The organism is Fluviicola taffensis DSM 16823, assembly GCF_000194605.1.
Lineage (GTDB): Bacteria > Bacteroidota > Bacteroidia > Flavobacteriales_D > Crocinitomicaceae > Fluviicola > Fluviicola taffensis.
In genome coordinates this window covers 2,210,667-2,228,851 of sequence record NC_015321.1, presented here as the reverse complement: position 1 = coordinate 2,228,851, position 18,185 = coordinate 2,210,667, and the positions used below count along the sequence as shown (strand labels likewise).

Below are 18,185 nucleotides of genomic sequence, written 5' to 3'. Positions count from 1 at the left end.
ATTTGTGTTTTGTGGGATAAAAGTAGTAAAAAAATCAAAAGTCACCATTTTTTAGAACAAAATTCTACTAAAAACAGCCTTTATGATGGTAATTGACTGAATAATTTTTCTGTATGAGCGAATATTTCCTTCGTTTCCAAGTGTCCACCACCGAATCCGTATCGATACTGATCACAAAGATCGATAATCTCTCTTAAACTTTTAGCAATTTCTGGGTGAGTATCCAGCAAACGATCAAATGCTTTTTCACGGGATTGAAAATTGCATTTTTCACATTTCTCAATACGTTGAATGATTGCTTTTGGTAAAAGAATTGCAAACACACTTGGATCCTCTATATGCTTTTCTGCCTCTGTCCAATAATCTATTGCTTCTGCAACAACAGGTTCTTTTGATTCAGCCAAGAAAACAGGTCCTTTTGGTAATTCAATGGAATCATTCGCCTCTATAACTGCTAAATCTTTTTTCTTGCGTTTTCGAATCATCAGAAAAACAAATAAGGCTCCTAATAAACTTGTTGGCGCAACGATTCCAAGTATCAATCTTGTATTGATTGAACTTGATTCAGATTTCGTCACTTTTGTTCTTACGGTACCATTTTTCAAATCCGTCACATCAGTATGTGTTCCATCAGTTGGGTTTGTAACAATAACAGCATTGAATGTTTTATCTGGGACAACCTCAACTTTAAAGGGATTTCCTCTAATAGTGATGTATTTTTCCTTTTCGGGATCAAAATAACTAATCGAAGGCGCTTGAAAATTCAAATCATGGTCATTCAATACTTGTATATTGAATCGATAGGTAATCATTCCCTCGGAGCCATTTTCTGTAAAGTCAATATCATCCAATTTTTCAGGATCTCCATAAATCGAACAGCCTTTAGGTAATTTTAATTTTGGAGCATTGGAATTGTGTATATTTCCTACCCCTGAAACAACTAATTCCAAGGTGAAAACTTCTCCTTCTTTCACTTCTTTGGTTGGATTCTTTTGTGAGAATCGGTATTCCCCAACGGCACCAATAAAATCAGTTGGGGCATTTGCAGGAAGTGGTTTTATATTAATTACAAGCCCAGAAGAACGGATACGAATAGTCTTGGAGAAAATTGATCCGTGGCAGCGCAAAGCCATTTCAAAAGGTTTGACATGACATTTTCCAGTGGAAATTGGAATTAAAAGTTGCTTTCCGTATTCAAACATTAAGGCATCTTTTCCATTAATTCGAGTCTGTTCTACTTCAACCCGGCTGTTTGGAAAAGTGTGCTCCTCCATGGAAACATCTGCTTTAAAATCGGAATATCCTTCCAAGTATTCGATGTTCATGTAAGAAAACACTTTCGCCTTCAGCAAAATGGGCTCTCCTTCATAAACACATAATTTTTTACATTGAATTACACCAAAAACGGGATCATTGGAATTAATCTTATCTTCCTCAGAAGCCTCATTGACCTTAATTGTAATCTTATTTGAGCGATATGTTTTATTCCGATAAGTGGTGTAAGCGTAAAATGAATAGGTTCCTTCTTTTTTAAATGCCCCAGATTGCTGCATGTAATAGTAGGTTTTGATTTTTCCACTTGGATCCATCTTCTGTTCCATTCCATGCATAACTCCTAAATCAACTTCGAACTCAACTGGATAGTCGATTTTCATAGATCCTTCTACATTCGAAGTAATGGTAAAAGTAAGGTGCTCATCTTTACCGATTTCTTTTTTATCGGAAGTAAGAGCGACAATCGTTTTTTGGGCAAGGGAAATCTGGCTCACTAATGTGAACAATACAACTAAAAACTGCCATTGACTACCAGTCTTTACGTGCTTTGCTTCCACCTGTTGTCCCTTTTGAACCATCCAATCTTTTCTTTGTATGTTGTTCTTGTTTGCTAAACTCATCTAGTTTTCGCTCCGTTTCTTTGTCTTCTAACTTTTGTTTTTCGCTCTTATTTCCTTGAGACTGTTGATCTTGTTGCTTTTTATTTTGTTGTTCTTTTTTATCCTGATCGCTTTTATTTTGCTGATCCTGATCTTGATTGTCTTTATTTTGATTTTTATTCTCTTTGTCTTTTTTGTCCTGTTGTTTCTTTTGTTGCTCCAACAAACGTTTTGCTTCCATCAGTCGCTGTCTGGCTTTTTCATTATCCTGATCCAACCTTAGTACATCTTTGTATGTATCAATTGCACCTTGATAATCTTGCTGCTTCATACGAGATTCTCCCAAATTTGTTTTAGCCTGAATCTCTTTTTGTTTCGTTTTAGCAGTCTTTGCTAAGTGCTCAAAATGTTCTGAAGCAGTTTTAAAATCATTTGCTTTATAAGCTGTTTGACCTATCTCCTGTGACAAATCTACATCATTTGGGGCTAACTGTTCAGCTCTTTTATAATACTTTAACGCTTCTTTGTAATCTCCTTTTTTGTAGAGCCGCCGAGCTTGGTTAACAGTCTCTTTCCAGTCTTGACCAAACAAGTTGAAACACAAAGTGCACAAAAGAAGTAGCAAAGCTGATTTCATGACTTATTTGAGCGTATTAGAATTGGTAAAAAGAAGTAGCATATCATGCATAGAAGTGCCAAAATTGTAGGGACGTAAAAATAGTTTTTATCTACATTAAATTCCACTTTCATCACCTGTTTGTTTTTGGTGTTTTTATAATTTGTAGCAATATCATAAATATTCGGAAAGGGCGAATCCGATGTAACCAAGATACTTCCTGATTCACTTGCCATTCTTTCTAAACCACTTTTGTCGATTCTTGAGACAACAGCCTGTCCACTTTCTCTTTTATAACCTTCAGAGATATCGTACGGATTATTTGGAATCAAGCCACCTTTACTAGAACCTAATCCCAAATAGGTCAATTCTACATTTTTCTTTTTCAATTCTGCAATTTGTTCTTTCCAAAGAGCTTCATGATCTTCGCCATCGGTAATCACTAATATCGCTTTTCCAGATTCGGTGTCTTTAAATTGCTCTTGTGCGATTTCCAAAGCTCTTCCAACATTGGTTCCTTGATCTGAAATCATGGATGTTTCAATATCTGGAATAAACAATTTTGCAGCGCCATAATCCATTGTTAAAGGAAGCTGAGTATACGCATCGTTTGCAAAAATGACCACTGCAATTCGCTCACCTTTCAATTGATTTAGTAATTCCCCAATTGCTTGTTTTGCAGCTGTTAATCGACTCACATCATTTCCTCCCATGTCTTGGGTGTTCATGGAATTTGAAATATCTAAACAAATAACCAAATCCAACACCCGTTTGGAGCCATTTACTTTTCGGCTTCCAGCAACAGGCTGAGCCATCGCCAAAATGATAAAGAAATAGGTTGAACGAAGCAAAAAATAATGCAAAAAGGCCTTTAAGGGCTCAAAAGTTACCCAAAGCATTCGTGTATTTCCATAACCCGAATAGTTCTCATAAATTTTCGCCTTCCAATTCCAATGAATCCAAGACAAACCTGCGAAAACAGGAATGAGCATCCAAAGTGAAAGCATTTCGGGGAAAAGTAACTTTACATTCCAGCTATTAAATGGAATAAAAAGATACGCCATCAACACCAAAAGCCACCAACCACCTTCAGAAATAAGCAATAAGCTCATCAAACGCTGATATGTCGTTGTTTTTTTAGTCATCCAATTTGAATTTCAATCGTTGAACTCCCCAAGCGATTAAAGAGAATATCATACTCCAAATAAAGAACGGAAACAAGGTAAGCGGCGGTTCAGCAGCTAAATGCTGATCTTCCATTTTACGTTTTTCCAATTTGTCTATTTCTGCGTAAATCTTTTCGAGTGATTTTTCGTCTTGTGCTCTAAAATACTTGCCATTTGTAGCTGAAGCAATCTCTTTCAAAACTCCTTCGTCAATTTCTACTGGTAAATTTTGATAAACGACTCCAAATGGAGTATTTACAGGAGTTGGAGCCATTCCATCTGCTCCTACTCCAATCGTATAAACTCTACATTTCTTTGCTTTGGCAAGTTCAGCAACTTCCAAGGGTTCTGGACCTGTATTGCTACTTCCATCTGTTAAAAGAATAATCACTTTGGAAATCAAGCTATCACTTCTAAGTCGGGTTACCGCAACCCCCAAACCACTTCCAATTGCAGTTCCGGGTTCTAAATGACCTGGCTCAATGGCTGAAATTTGTTCCTTCAATAATTTATAATCCAAGGTTGCTGGACAAGCGGTGTAGGCCTCTCCTTCATAAACAACCAAACCAACCCGATCGCCTTTTCTTGAATCCACAAATTTCTTTGCAACTCGCTTAGCAACCTCTAATCTATTTGGATCAAAATCTTGTGCCAACATGGAACCCGAAGCATCAATCGACAAAATAATATCAATTCCATTTTTGTAATCAATCTTAGGCGGATCGATTGAATTATTGTAGGGTTCAGCAAAAACAAAAACAAGACAAGCCATTGAGAACGCATAAAACGACGTAATTCCCCAGCGAATGTAACGAACCCATTTTACGGAATAAGCCAGTTGTTCTTTTTCCGAATTCGCATATTTTAATTGACCAGTACGATTTTTTTGCAAAAACTCCCAAAAAAACAACAAAACTGGAATCACCAATAAGAGCCACAATAGCTGTGGTTTGTAGAAATCATATTCCCAAAAAAAGATGTTGAAATAGCGACTCATTCTGGAATTTCTAGTGGACTTAATTCGGTGATTATTTCTTCTAGGCGCATCAAACTAGATCGAATGTGGATGTCATCCAACTCGGTCTTCGCAAACTTTACCATATCTGATTCTTTCAAGAGAATTTCAATGCGTTTTACCATTACAAAATCCAATTGTTTCAACCTCAGTAAAGCAATTGTTTCTTGTGTAGTGCGTTCCATTAGGTTCAATTCAAATCTAGAGCTCAAATACATCTTCAAAATAGAAGAAAAAGAAACATAGTGAGATTTGGTTTTCCCATGAAGCCATTCTTCCTTCTTTTTCAACTGTTTAATAGCTAACAGCGTTCGATCTCTCAAACTCAACTCTTCTGTTTTTTGAATTTTTCGACGTCGATTCCATAAAATGGCCAAAGTGATTCCCACAAGAACAATCAGAATCAACCACCAATAATCTTTCAAAAATCTCCAAGAATCGGTTTCTGGTTCAATCACAATTTCATCAATACCTTCTTTTACTTTTTTCTTCACGAATCCAACATGTAAAGACGGTGCTCTAAAAGAAAATGTGGAATCCTTCCAGGTCATCCATAAATCAGGCAGGCGGTATTTTGCAGAATCCCAAGCTGTTAGTTCATAAACGCCTTTCCAATAAGAAACTCCTTTTTGGGTATATGTGGTGTCTTTGAAAGAAGTGATTTCTAGTTCACCTCCTGGTTTCCAAAGCGTTTCACCTTTATGAATGACATCACAAATAAACACTCCTGAAATTGGATTGTAATCAAACTTACTTGGCTTGTATTTAACCAAAATGGTCAATTTAGCTTTATCCCCAACACGTACAGAATCATGCTCCCAAAAAACATGTTTGGTTTGCGCGCCAACCATTCCGAAACAGCAAATTGTCAATATGGATAAGCAAATCCTCATTTGCGGCGTTTGAATAATTGGAGTAAAGGCAAATAAACATGATCACCAACCTCAAAAAATGCAGCATCAATTCCCAATTGCTGGAAAAAGATTTCTGTTTTTTCTTTTCGAAGTTGGAAGTTGTTCTCATATTCTTTTCGAACATTCACAGAAGAACTATCAATCCAATTGGTAGCCTTCGTTTCGGCATTTACCCAACGTACAAAACCTACATCGGGAAGTTTTCCTTCTCCTGGATCACTTACTCCAAGTGCCACCAAATCGTGTTTGCGGGCAGTATTTGCAAATCCTTCTTTGGAGATTTCTGATTGTGAAAAGTCACTAATTACAAAACAAATACTTCGTTGTTTGAAAATATTTCGAGCATATCTCAAACCCATGTCAAGACTTGTACCTGTTGATTTTGGGTTCAGATTAATCAATTTTCGAAGCAAAAAATGAACATGACCAAATCCTTTTTTTGGTGGAACATAATATTCTACTTCATCTGAAATGAGGATTGCTCCTACTTTATCGTTCTTTTTAGCTGCTGAAAAAGCCAATGTTGCTGCAAGTTCAACGGCCAATGAAATCTTCGAATCTTTTCCTTGACCAAAATACATCGATCCTGAAACATCAATAATGAGCAAAACCGTCAATTCGCGCTCTTCTTCAAAAATCTTGATATAAGGTTCACGAAAACGAGCAGTTACATTCCAATCAATAGTTCGGACATCATCCCCAAACTGATAAGATCTGACTTCACTAAAAGACATACCACGACCTTTAAACGCAGACTGATATTGTCCAGCGAATACTTGTTCGGTCATCCCACGAGTTTGAAGTTCGATGGTACGAATGCGTTTCAGTAAAGCTTCTTTATCCATGATAATTTATGGAACTTCTACACGCTGCAATAAACGTTCGATGATTTGCTCAGGTTTAACTCCATCAGCTTCAGCTTCGTAATTTAAGCCAATTCTATGGCGAAGAACATCCATGGCAACAGTTCTCACATCATCTGGAATAACGAATGCACGTTGTTCTAGAAATGCATTTGCCTTAGCGGCTAAAGCCAAATTGATGGATGCTCTCGGAGAAGCTCCATAGAGTAAATACTTCGAAATCTCGGAAATTCCAGCATTAGCTGGATTTCTCGTCGCATCCACAATGTCAACGATGTATCGTTCTACTTTCTCGTCCAAATAAATCGAACGTGTTAAGTGCTTTCCTTTTATTAAATCCTCTGGATTCATGACGTGAGAAATCTTCTCCAACCCTTCAGGTCTTACATTGGAGCGCAAAATCAATTGCTCTTCCGACTTGGAAGGATAGCCCATAAATACTTTTAGCATGAAACGATCTACTTGCGCTTCTGGCAAAGGATACGTTCCTTCTTGTTCAATCGGATTTTGTGTTGCTAGCACTAAAAATGGCCTTGGCAATGGATATGTTGAATCACCAATCGTTACTTGCCTTTCTTGCATGGCTTCCAATAATGCTGCTTGTACCTTCGCTGGGGCACGATTTATCTCATCGGCCAAGACAAAATTGGCGAATATCGGGCCTTTTTTCACGGCGAATTGCTCCGATTTTTGCTGATAAATCAAGGTTCCCGTCACATCGGCAGGAAGTAAATCGGGAGTGAATTGTATGCGCGAAAAGTCACCTGAAACAGCACTTGAAAGTGTTCGAATAGCTAATGTTTTTGCCAATCCTGGAACTCCTTCTAGCAAAACGTGTCCATCAGCAAGTAAGGCAATAAGTAAACTTCGAACCATGTTCTCTTGTCCAACAATTACTTTACCGATTTCTTTTCGCAATAAATCATATTTCAATCCTTCGGTTTTAATTTCGCTAGCAATCACTTGCAGCTGTTCCGAAGGAGATAAATGAGGGTTGTCTATCATTGTTTTAGCCTAAGGTCGCAAATATGTGAAAGAATGTTCTTAAGGCTTTGCAATTGCTGTTAATTTATGTTAAGTAAGTTGTTAATCGTGGCTTCCAACGACTCTAATTAGGTCATTGAACTAGCTTTTGAATTTTGGAATTACTCAAGGTCATTGCAAGTGAATGGGCTGTTTGTCCATCCTTGTTTGTCAACTTCAAATCTGCACCTCCTTTCTTAAGCAAATCCACCAATTTCAGATTTTGATTCAAAACGGCATACATCAACGCTGTATTGCCATCTGGACCTTGAGTATTCAATTGCGCTCCTTTCGAAATCAACAACCTTGCGAGATCTGTATTATTTTGATAACATGCCGCTTGTAAAGCACTCCCTTCAGCTGAAGGGCGATTAACATCTGCTCCATGTTGGATCAAAAATACTGCACACTTTGTTTGACCACGATAACAAGCAATCATCAAAGGATCAAAACCCATTTGATTCACTTTCAAAATAGTGTCTTTATTTAACGAAATCAGTTTTTTTAACTGCTTGATATTTCCTGTTCGTGCCGATTCAAAAACATCTTGAGAATGAGCTGAAAATCCCGCAAATATTGAACACATAAGAAAAAGTCGTGTCTTATTCCATATATATCCTAAAGAATGATGGTACATTATTCTGGTGAATTCTTACGGTGTAAATTCCAATTGGAAGATTGTCCAATACGGTTTTTTGTGAATCAATTTTTCGAACCAACTTTCCACTTGCATCAATTATCTGACCTGCTGAATAATCCAATTGAATAATCAATTCTTTTCCATTCCAAGAATACTCATTCATCGATAATTCTTGTAAGCCCAATTCGGATGTTGATCTAAAGGACCAATCAGTGGTATCTGAAATTCCAGCAAAGGGATTTCCTGCTAAATCCATCAGTGCATTATTATCAATTAAAATGTGATAATTAGTCGTCGATTCAAGATCAAGCGCTGGATTAAGTGTTACAGTATTTCCGCTAATTACTGTGTTTCCATTTGAATTACTAAATTCTTCTGAAGTTCCGGCAAGTTCATTTACTAAAAAGAAACTTCCTGTACTGAGAGCAACTGGTTCATTAAATGTAATTGCTGGATTTGTCGTTAGTAGGACACCGATACTATTATCCAAAGGATTCAAACCTGCAATTGTGGGCGTGGAGAAATCTCCCACAGCAAAGTTCCAAAACGTATTCGTTGTGATTCCAGCAAAATTATTTCCTGCCAAATCTTGAATGAATCCTGGTGTAATATGAATATAGTAAGCGGTATTTTCTCCTAATGGATTCGTAGTGGAAAAGTTGACTGTAGAACCTGTTACACTAAGTTGAGCTGATCCTGAATTGAATGACTCCAACAAAGTTCCTGCTGATGTAAAAATCTCAATGACACCTGTTGAAGAAATTTGCACATTTTCATTGAATGAAATACTGCAAACACCATTACTTGGTACATTTACAGCATCATCTGCTGGTGAAAATGGAGCAACTACCAATGGTGCAACCAAATCATTCGTATTGAAGCTCCATGTAACATTATCTGCAATTCCCGCAAAAAAGTTATTTGCTGCATCTTTAAATGCGGTTGCATCAATTTTAATGTAATAAGACGTATTCAGAATTAAATTGCTTGGTGGATTATAGGAAAAATTCGTCCCTGTAATGGTCACATTCGGGTTTCCACTGGAAACAGTTTGAATTACATTGTCATTTCCATCATAAAGTGTTAATGATCCTGTTCCCCATGAAATATTCTCTGAAAAATTGATCGTCAAGTTTGTTGTGATACTTGCGCCAATTGCATTATCCGCTGGTATTGTATTTGAAATTGTTGGTGGAGTAACATCTGGAACAATCCAATTGCGAACAATTCCACTTGCACGATTACCTGCACCATGGTAAACCAATTGATTCGAAGCACTGGCTCCCTTGGCCCAGAACAAATTTTGGGTGGTTGACGCAAAAGTAAATGCTACATCATTCGCATCTCCTGTATTCAACGCTCTTGTCGCTACAATCGTTCTGTTTCCCCCGGAAATCGTATTGGAAACAACAGTCCAATCTTGCTGTGAATCAACAGTAGGTTCATTTCCTTGTCCAATCATTCGGTGATCTCGTAATTGAAGCGGTGCAGCGCCAGAGCCCAAAGTTGACCAAATAATCGCATCGTTTCCAGTTGCCATACCCGTTCCGAATCCAAAGGCTAAAAAACGATCGGATGGTCCTTGAACGGTAACCGTAATATCTGTTGTCGTCATCACCGCCCCAAAATACATTCCACTTCCAACGGTGAGTTCAGAAAATGTAATTTCTTTTGTTTGACCAAAGGATAGAAAAGGACAAATCGAAAACAGCAAAAAGTAAATTTTATTCATAATCAGGAGTGTTTTGTAGACAAACATATCTCATAAAGAATTAATAATCAATAATTTTTGAGATTATTGCACCCCTTTTGTATAAATCGACTATTTTTCTACTTCAATTGAAGAAATGATTAAATAGAATGTTAGAGAGAAAATGCCTAGAATGCGGACAAAAACTAAGTGGCCGAAAGGATCAGAAATTTTGCTCCGATTATTGTAGAAATACATTTAATAACCGTTTGAACGAAGATGCAACAAAGTACGTGCGTCGAATCAATAACATATTACGAAAAAATCGGCGAATCTTAGCAGCTTTAAATCCCTCAGGAAAACGGACCGTTGATGCCATTACATTGGCGGAAGAAGGTTTTAACTTTCACTATTACACCAACACGTATCAAACGCAAAAAGGGAACACCTATTTTTTCTGTTACGAACAAGGGTATTCGAAAATAGAAGGAAATCAATATGTTTTAGTGTTGAAACAAGACTACGTGAAGTAATTATCAATTATGAATGGGATAATTATCAAGAAGTGCTTACTTGACAATTGATTAATTATGGAATTGATAATTAATTAAAGATTCCACTTCTCCTTAAAGAAGTCCATTTTTGGATGATCTTTGATTCCTTCGCTTCCGATGAATAAAACGTCTTTACATTTTGTACGGTCGAAAAACAACGACAAATGAGATAATGCAACATTCATCGTACCACTCAAATCAATCTTGTGAATTGGTGCTTGATGAATTTCAAACAAATCGCGCAATTCAGCAGTTCGTTTGTCAAAATTGTGATTATCGTGAAAGATAACGACAGCATCAATTTTTTCAGTCAATTCATCATTCTCCTGAAATGGCAAAACATGAAAGCCTAACCCTTCTAACCATGAGTTAACTGTATCGGCAAACGGTGTTTTGTCTTCGGTGTAAATGGTCTGAATATGTGTTGTCATTCTTCCCTTAAATTTGTTATATTTTGTTTACGTTTCTCAAAAGAGAGTGCAAAAATACTCTAAACTTTTAGTAAACTCCTGTTAAAATTGAATTAATTATTCTTTTAAGTTCTTTTAGCATTTCAACTATTGAGAAAACAATTGATTTTGAAATATTTAACTCCAAGCCTCAGAATTTTAGAAAATTACAACAATTTCAACTAAAAACCTAGCAGAAAAAACACTAATTCGATTTAGTTGGCTATTTAACGATAACCTAATATTCGCATAAAATCTTCAGCCGTTTGTTCTTCTGAAAATAGTTCTGTGACTATCTTTCCATGTTCATCGCGCTGAATAAGCACGTGTTTTGGTTCGGGAATTAAGCAATGCTTGAGCCCACCGAATCCACCAATTGTTTCTTGATAAGCTCCCGTATTAAAATACCCAATATACAAAGGTTTGTTTTTATCAAACTTTGGAAGGTAAATGGCATTGGAATGTTGCTCCGAATTGTAGTAATCATCAGAATCACAGGTCAATCCACCTAACAAGACGCGTTCGTAATCATCATTCCAACGGTTAATTGCCAGCATGATAAAGCGTTGGTTGATTGCCCATGTATCTGGAAGATTCGTCATGAACGAACTATCAATCATATTCCACTTTTCACGGTCATTTTGTTGTTTCTGATGTAGTACATTAAAAATAGCACCTCCACTTTCACCAACTGTAAATGATCCGAATTCGGTATAAATATTGGGTTCTGGAATATCGTTATCTGAACAAACACGTTTCACCTGCATCAAAATTTCGCGTACCATATATGCATAATCGAACTCAAATGCGAGAGATTTTTTGATAGGAAATCCACCACCAATATTCAAAGAATCCAGTGTTGGACAAACTTTCTTCAAATCGGAATAGATTCTCAAACACTTTGTCAACTCATTCCAGTAATATGAAGTATCGTTGATTCCTGTATTGATGAAAAAGTGAAGCATTTTGATTTGAACGCGCGGATTATCTTGAATAAATGCCTTGTAAAACGGAACAATTTCGCGGTAACGAATCCCTAAACGAGAAGTGTAAAACTCAAATTTCGGTTCTTCTTCCGAAGCTATTCGAATTCCGATTTTCAATTCATTTTCGCCCGTTGCAGCAATTAAATCGTGTATTTCAGCTGTATTATCCACAACTGGAATAATATTTAAGCGTTTATCCTCAATTAAATCTGCAATATTCTGAATGTACTTGGGAGGCTTAAATCCGTTGCAAATAACGTAGCTTCCTTCTTTGAGCTTTCCTGCATTTAGAATATTCTTTACGATATCAATATCAAATGCAGAAGAAGTTTCAATGTGAACATCATTCTTCAAAACCTCATCCAAAACAAAGGAGAAATGTGAACTCTTCGTGCAATAAGAATAATAGTAATTTCCAGAGTAACCCAAGTTATTCATTGCCTCTCGGAACCAACCTTTGGCTCGTTGAATGTTATGTGTAATTTGAGGTAAGTAATTGAACTTCAATGGAGTACCATACTCTTCAATTAATCGCATCAAATCAATTCCATGAAACATCAAACGATCTTCTCTCAAATGAAATTCATCTTGAGGGAAATCAAATGTTTGTTCGATAAGGTCAATGTACTTAGTTCTCATTGGCTACACGTTGCACTCCTCTGCGCCTTCGCTGAAGCTTTAGCGTTACGGAAATCTTTCTTAAAAGTTCTAAAATCAACTAAATTATTTCTTGAATAATTTAGTGCAAATTTAGAGGAAAGATTGGGATGTGACAGGTAAAAAATCAAAAATTACAACGCTTTTGGTATCCAATTAATTATCAAGGAGTTCTATTACTGTATAAATCCTTTTGGCCTCACACTTTTTAGAACAAAAATTTTCGAGATTTTACGTGGTTCACTTAGATAGATAGTATGAACAATGAAAGCTAAGCCTGCAACTATTGCATTCGAATCTATGAATGATGTTTGGACAAATGTTCGACCAGTTTCGATGCGCGATAACTTGAATACATTCCAAATGCATTCACAACAATTCCCTTGATTTCATTGGAAGACGAAGAGATCGCATAAACAATCATTTCATCACCAGGATCTGTGATCCCTTCAAACCGATATACCTCATCAATGCTAAAATCTTCTGGAGACAATTGGATTGCGGTAGATTTACAAACTAAGCATTCTTTATCGGCTTCCATGGATAAATCTGCTGTATATCCGCGCTTCTTTAAGTCGTTAACAGCTTCACTCACTGTTTCGTAATCTCTAATCATACCTCCGTCATTTTATTCTTTTAAAGATACAAAAATCAATGAAAAGAAATTTGATGGATAACTGAAAACTTATTGTCTATTAAAAAGAAACTTTTGAGGTTTCAGATTCAATGAATTACAGTAAATCTTTTACCAAAATTGGAGGTCTGCCTATTATTGCTTGATTTTCTTTGACAACAATTGGTCGTTCAATCAAAACTGGATTTTTGACCATCACTTTAATCCATTCTTTGGGCGATTTTTTCTTGTCTTTGTATTTCAATTTATACAAATCCTCGCTTTTTCGAATCAGGTCGAAAGGCTTAATTCCAAGCATCTTGATTAAATCAGCTAGTTCTTCCTCGTTCGGAGTTTCCTTTAAATATTCAATAATGTGAATATCAGCACCCTCTTCTTCAAGCATGCAAAGCGCTTCTCTACTTTTAGAGCAACGTGGATTGTGGTATATGATTGTTTTCATTTAGAGATATTAAGATTTTAGGACTTCAGGATATTATGACTTCAATTTGCAGGAAGAGAAAAATTCAAGTCCTGACATCTTAAAATCCTTTAGTCCTAAAGTCTATTAACTGCCATACATCATCAAGAAAGATTTCAAGAAAGGCAGCAAATCACCATCTAAAACTTTATCTGGGTCGTTTACAGAATAATCTGTTCGGTGATCTTTCACACGACGGTCATCCAAAACGTAACTTCTAATTTGAGAGCCCCACTCAATTTTTTTCTTTCCTGCTTCAATTTGATCTCTGGATTCAGCGCGCTTACGTAGCTCTATTTCGTATAATTGAGAACGCAATAACTGCATGGCTTTTTCCTTATTGGCAAGTTGTGATCGAGATTCCGAGTTTTCAATGATAATTCCTGAAGCTGCATGTCGTAAGCGAACTGCTGTTTCAACCTTATTTACGTTTTGTCCACCAGCACCACCCGAACGAAAGGTTTCAAAGGTAATATCAGCAGGATTGACATAAATTTCAATTGTATCATCTACAGAAGGGTAAACGTATACTGATGCAAAAGAAGTCATTCGTTTTCCTTGTGAATTATAAGGACTCACACGTACCAAACGATGAATACCATTTTCTCCTTTCAAGTAACCAAAAGCAAATTCTCCTTCGATTTCAAGTGTTACCGTTTTAATTCCAGCCACATCACCTTCTTGAAAATTGAGCTCTTTTACTTTGTAACCGCTTTTTTCAGCCCACATAATATACATGCGCATCAGCATTCCAGCCCAATCACACGCTTCCGTACCACCAGCACCGGCAGTAATTTGAATAACTGCACTCAATGCATCTTCTTCTCCAGAAAGCATGTTTTTCAACTCCACTTCTTCAATCGTAGTAAGCATCGATTGGTACGCCTCGTCACATTCAGACTCTTCTGCGGCACCTTCTTTCACAAACTCAATCAACACTTCCAAATCATCCGATTGAGATTTTAAACGTGTATACGATTCTATCCAAAACTTCAGTCCACGAATGTCTTTCATTTCTGCTTCGGCCTTTTTGGGATCATCCCAAAAATTAGGGTCTTGTGTTTTCAATTCGCTTTCACGCAATTGCATTTCCTTTTCAGGAATTTTTAAATAGCTTGCAATCGCATCAATGCGTTGATTAATTTCTTTGAGTTGGTCACTGTTTACCATGTTCCAAAATTAAGAATTCTGAATGAAGAATCCAGAGAAGATATTCCAAGATTTTTTTCACCTCTTCATTCTGAATTCTGCATTCTTAATTGAAATAAATTACATTTGCACCGAGAAAAAGACTTTAAACGAAAAACAAGATGAATATTCCAGCAAATTTAAAATACACAAAAGACCACGAGTGGATTAGTGTTGAAGGTGATATTGCAACAATCGGTATTACTGATTTCGCTCAAGGTGAATTAGGTGACATTGTTTATGTTGAAATTGAAACAGTAGGTGAAACAATGGATCAGGAAGAAGTATTTGGTTCTGTTGAAGCGGTTAAAACTGTTTCTGATTTGTTTATGCCAATTTCAGGAGAAATCATTGAATTTAACGAAGGTTTGGAAGCAAATCCGGAGGCAGTAAACAAAGATCCTTATGGAGACGGATGGATGATTAAAGTAAAATTGAGTAATCCAAGTGAAGTTGACGGTTTGTTAGATGCTGCTGGATATCAAGCTTTAGTAGGATAATTTAGAATACCCATTTATATGAAAGCTCTGACGGTAAATGTCAGGGCTTTTTTTATGGTCACTCCACTACAGAATTAAAAATCGTTACCTTTCAAAAAAAATCACATGAAAATAGCTTCATACATTGCTGGAATAATTTTGCTTCTAAATTCTTGCACCATTGTTACTTCAACAAATGCACCTGGAAAACCGGAAAAGGCATTTCCTAAATCGATGATTGGTTCTTACGAATTAATTTATCCTGAAAGTTTTCAAGGAATGATGGAAGGAGCAGAAATGAAAACCACTATAGAAATTAAATCTGATGAATTGATTATGAACAGTGGTGAGGGCGATTCGCACATGAAAATCAATGATTCTATTTCCATCAATAAATTAGGGAAACAATATTATTTATGTATGGGAAGATCTCCTGTTTTAAATGTTTTCAAAGTAGTGAAAAAGGACAAAGATTTTGAGTTTCATTCCATGAATGCAAAAGAAGGTGTTACTGCCGACCAATTGAGACCATTTTTCTCAGAAGTTACCACAACATCTGATTTAGATGAAGAAACAGGTGAAATTACTGATTCTTATACGGTTAAGATTGATGATAAAAAGATTGACAGCTATTATAAAAGTGACATTATTCACGTGGAGCCGTTTACTTTGAAGCGAGTGAAATGAAGATCCTGAGCATGTTTCCTTTTAGCGTTTAAATAATCAGATTCTGAGAGTAATATAAAAACATAGTTTTCGACTAATTCCGTTTAAACAGGATTAGTAACCCTTAAAATACCCTGCCAGACAGTACAATCAATGGTATAATATCCCAGGCAACGGTCAGAAATCCCTTTTCGTCATACATCTGACTGTATATATTAGATTTATGAAGATTCTCCTTTTTCTCCTCCTCGGAGTTACTTCTGCAGCCTTCGGGCAGAACGCGCACATGAACTGGCATTTTGGCGATGGTGTAGGATTAAATTTCACCACAGGAAATCCTGTGCCCTTTTCGGGGAGTATGTTAAATACTCAAGAAGCATGCGCCTCTGTGAGCGACAACAACGGCAATGTATTATTCTATACCAACGGCAATGTGATTTGGAACAAAAATAACTCTCCAATGCCCAACGGATCTGGACTTCTTGGTAACATCAGTGCCCAGTGCATTGCCATTCCTCGTCCAGGGAATCCCGGTAAATACTACGTAGTTGCAACGGATGCTATGTTTTCAGATCCTTCCAACGGACTCACTTATTCGGAAGTAGACCTGTCATTAGATAATGGGAATGGTGATGTAACTTCTCTTAAAAACATTTCTCTTTCTGCATCAGGTGGAGAATGGCTAACCGCAGTTCCTCATGCCAATTGCACCGATACCTGGATTATTACACACGGAAACTCTCCCAACAGTGTGTTTATGGCTTTTCATGTTAGCTCTGCCGGAATTAGTCCTACTCCCGTTACCACAAATTTGGGATATACTGTAGTTTCCAATGCAACAGTCGGTATCATGAAACCAAATGGGACAGGAACTTTGATTGCTATGACCAGACCATTTATGGAGGGTGCAATCGATCTGATTACATTTGATCCCGCAACGGGAATAGCTACAGGATCCTCCAATTTACACACAAATGCAGGTAACATGTCCTATGGCCTGGAGTTCTCCAGATCCGGGAATAAATTGTATGTTGGTGAATTTAGCATTGGTAAACTTTTCCAATACGACATGACAGCAGCTAATATTGCTGCAAGCCGAACCGAAATTGGAGATCTCTCCGTTCCGGGAGAAGCCGGACAGTTACAAATTGCGCCGAACGACAAAATTTATGTCAACTATAACGTATTTCCAGCCGGAGCCAATTTTATCGGAGCTATTAACAACCCGGAAATAGCAGGAACCGGATGTGGATTTGTTCAAAATGCAGTTTCATTCGGCCCGATTACTATAAATGGTCTTCCCTGGCATTACAATCCTGTTACCCAGAACCCTGACACGCCCGATCTTGGACCAGATACCGTTCTGTGTGCCGGTTCAGCAATGGAATTAAATCCTCAGGTTCCTGCAGGAAACGCAACTTTCCTGTGGTCGGACGGAAGTACAAATCCCACGCTAACCACTCAACAATCAGGCATCTATTGGGTCTCTTATCAGGTTGGGAGCTGCACGGAGAGAAGAGATACACTGTCTGTAATTATGGATACTACATCAATATCCGGTTCGGTTACGGAAATTTCAGGTTGTGCTCCGCTTACTGTTTCGCTGGATGCAGACGCAACAGGCAATATAAGCGAATGGCACTGGGATTTTGGAAACGGGAGTTTTCTCCATACTCCTGATGGGAACTTCACCTATAATACTGCGGGAACTTATTCCATCCTGCTTTCTGCAACCAGCTCATCGAATTGCTTGCTTTGGGATAGCGTCGTAGCTGAAATAACCGTTTTCCCAAAGCCGGTTGCACGTTTCAGTTTCACACCGGCTCTTGCTGATCCCAACCAACCTGTGACACTTACAGATCATTCCATGGGTGAGATAAATAGCTGGTTGTGGTTGAATGCACACAATCACCTGTCGTCCTTCTCCGAATTCAGTTTGATTCCATCTCAATTACTTTCATCCGAAATCACGTTGGTTGTTACAGATACGAATGGTTGTGCTGATACCATTTCACAGACAATATCTTACCTGCCACAAGAATTGTTTTTTGTACCCAATGCATTTACACCCGAAAGTGACGGAATAAATGATTCCTTTAATGCTGTTGATTTCTTTGGATGCGTTACCCATTTTGCGATTTATAACCGTTGGGGAGAAGAGGTTTGGAAACAACCTTCAACTAAGGAAGGATGGGACGGAACATTTCATGGGACGGATGCAGAACCTGGAATATATACCTGGTTAATTACCACGAGTGTTAATGGAATTGCTTCAGCCCAGCATCAGGGGCATGTTGTACTTGTCCGATGA

The 18,185-nt window shown here is 37.4% G+C and carries 18 protein-coding genes; 4 read left to right on the top strand and 14 right to left on the bottom strand.

The window, feature by feature from the left end; translation table 11 throughout:
* Positions 1-80 precede the first annotated feature (80 nt).
* The 9 genes from FLUTA_RS09745 to FLUTA_RS09705 form a co-directional block, all read right to left on the bottom strand.
* A complete protein-coding gene (locus tag FLUTA_RS09745; protein WP_083800546.1) occupies positions 81-1,895 on the bottom strand; it encodes a BatD family protein in 1,815 nt (604 codons plus the stop codon).
* On the bottom strand, positions 1,804-2,466 hold the full coding sequence (locus FLUTA_RS09740; RefSeq protein WP_169312078.1) for a tetratricopeptide repeat protein: 663 nt from the start codon (positions 2,464-2,466) through the stop codon (positions 1,804-1,806). The genes FLUTA_RS09745 and FLUTA_RS09740 overlap by 92 nt, the downstream gene beginning before the upstream one ends.
* Before the next feature lie 41 nt (positions 2,467-2,507).
* Entirely contained in the window at positions 2,508-3,635 is a 1,128-nt protein-coding gene (locus FLUTA_RS09735) for a VWA domain-containing protein (protein ID WP_013686703.1), read from the bottom strand.
* Positions 3,628-4,653, bottom strand: a complete 1,026-nt coding sequence (locus FLUTA_RS09730; RefSeq protein WP_013686702.1) for a vWA domain-containing protein — start codon at positions 4,651-4,653, stop codon at positions 3,628-3,630. Before FLUTA_RS09730 ends, FLUTA_RS09735 begins: the two co-directional genes overlap by 8 nt.
* The gene (locus FLUTA_RS09725; protein ID WP_013686701.1) at positions 4,650-5,564 is read right to left on the bottom strand and encodes a DUF4381 family protein; all 915 of its coding nucleotides are present in this window, start codon (positions 5,562-5,564) and stop codon (positions 4,650-4,652) included. Before FLUTA_RS09725 ends, FLUTA_RS09730 begins: the two co-directional genes overlap by 4 nt.
* Positions 5,561-6,430, bottom strand: a complete 870-nt coding sequence (locus FLUTA_RS09720) for a DUF58 domain-containing protein (protein WP_013686700.1) — start codon at positions 6,428-6,430, stop codon at positions 5,561-5,563. The genes FLUTA_RS09725 and FLUTA_RS09720 overlap by 4 nt, the downstream gene beginning before the upstream one ends.
* A gap of 6 nt (positions 6,431-6,436) precedes the next feature.
* Entirely contained in the window at positions 6,437-7,453 is a 1,017-nt protein-coding gene (locus FLUTA_RS09715; RefSeq protein WP_013686699.1) for an AAA family ATPase, read from the bottom strand.
* A gap of 112 nt (positions 7,454-7,565) precedes the next feature.
* Complete coding sequence (locus FLUTA_RS20760; protein WP_052301367.1) at positions 7,566-8,057, bottom strand: ankyrin repeat domain-containing protein; 492 nt, start codon at positions 8,055-8,057, stop codon at positions 7,566-7,568.
* Between the two features lie 16 nt (positions 8,058-8,073).
* Positions 8,074-9,843 (bottom strand): Ig-like domain-containing protein, encoded by a 1,770-nt coding sequence (locus FLUTA_RS09705; protein ID WP_043023749.1) that lies wholly within the window; start codon positions 9,841-9,843, stop codon positions 8,074-8,076.
* A 128-nt stretch (positions 9,844-9,971) separates the two neighbouring features.
* Between FLUTA_RS09705 and FLUTA_RS09700 the strand changes: the two genes are divergently transcribed.
* Complete coding sequence (locus tag FLUTA_RS09700; RefSeq protein WP_013686696.1) at positions 9,972-10,334, top strand: hypothetical protein; 363 nt, start codon at positions 9,972-9,974, stop codon at positions 10,332-10,334.
* Positions 10,335-10,408: 74 nt separating this feature from the next.
* Here FLUTA_RS09700 and FLUTA_RS09695 read toward each other — a convergent pair whose 3' ends face one another.
* From FLUTA_RS09695 to prfB, 5 genes are all read right to left on the bottom strand, one after another.
* Complete coding sequence (locus FLUTA_RS09695) at positions 10,409-10,786, bottom strand: hypothetical protein (protein WP_013686695.1); 378 nt, start codon at positions 10,784-10,786, stop codon at positions 10,409-10,411.
* Positions 10,787-11,031: 245 nt separating this feature from the next.
* Positions 11,032-12,429 (bottom strand): type III PLP-dependent enzyme domain-containing protein, encoded by a 1,398-nt coding sequence (locus FLUTA_RS09690; protein ID WP_013686694.1) that lies wholly within the window; start codon positions 12,427-12,429, stop codon positions 11,032-11,034.
* A gap of 316 nt (positions 12,430-12,745) precedes the next feature.
* Positions 12,746-13,063 carry a hypothetical protein gene (locus FLUTA_RS09685; protein ID WP_013686693.1) on the bottom strand — a complete coding sequence of 106 codons (318 nt, stop codon included), beginning with the start codon at positions 13,061-13,063 and terminating at the stop codon, positions 12,746-12,748.
* Between the two features lie 115 nt (positions 13,064-13,178).
* Positions 13,179-13,523: an arsenate reductase (glutaredoxin) gene (gene arsC, locus FLUTA_RS09680; RefSeq protein ID WP_013686692.1), complete on the bottom strand. Its 345-nt coding sequence runs from the start codon at positions 13,521-13,523 to the stop codon at positions 13,179-13,181.
* Positions 13,524-13,628: 105 nt separating this feature from the next.
* Positions 13,629-14,711: a peptide chain release factor 2 gene (gene prfB, locus FLUTA_RS09675; protein WP_013686691.1), complete on the bottom strand. Its 1,083-nt coding sequence runs from the start codon at positions 14,709-14,711 to the stop codon at positions 13,629-13,631.
* Between the two features lie 140 nt (positions 14,712-14,851).
* On the opposite strand from prfB, the gene gcvH reads away from it, so the two are divergent.
* The 3 genes from gcvH to FLUTA_RS09660 all read left to right on the top strand — a co-directional run bounded on the left by gcvH (position 14,852) and on the right by FLUTA_RS09660 (position 18,185).
* Positions 14,852-15,229: a glycine cleavage system protein GcvH gene (gcvH, locus tag FLUTA_RS09670; RefSeq protein ID WP_013686690.1), complete on the top strand. Its 378-nt coding sequence runs from the start codon at positions 14,852-14,854 to the stop codon at positions 15,227-15,229.
* A gap of 105 nt (positions 15,230-15,334) precedes the next feature.
* The gene (locus tag FLUTA_RS09665) at positions 15,335-15,895 is read left to right on the top strand and encodes a hypothetical protein (RefSeq protein ID WP_013686689.1); all 561 of its coding nucleotides are present in this window, start codon (positions 15,335-15,337) and stop codon (positions 15,893-15,895) included.
* Between the two features lie 202 nt (positions 15,896-16,097).
* On the top strand, positions 16,098-18,185 hold the full coding sequence (locus FLUTA_RS09660; protein WP_013686688.1) for a T9SS type B sorting domain-containing protein: 2,088 nt from the start codon (positions 16,098-16,100) through the stop codon (positions 18,183-18,185).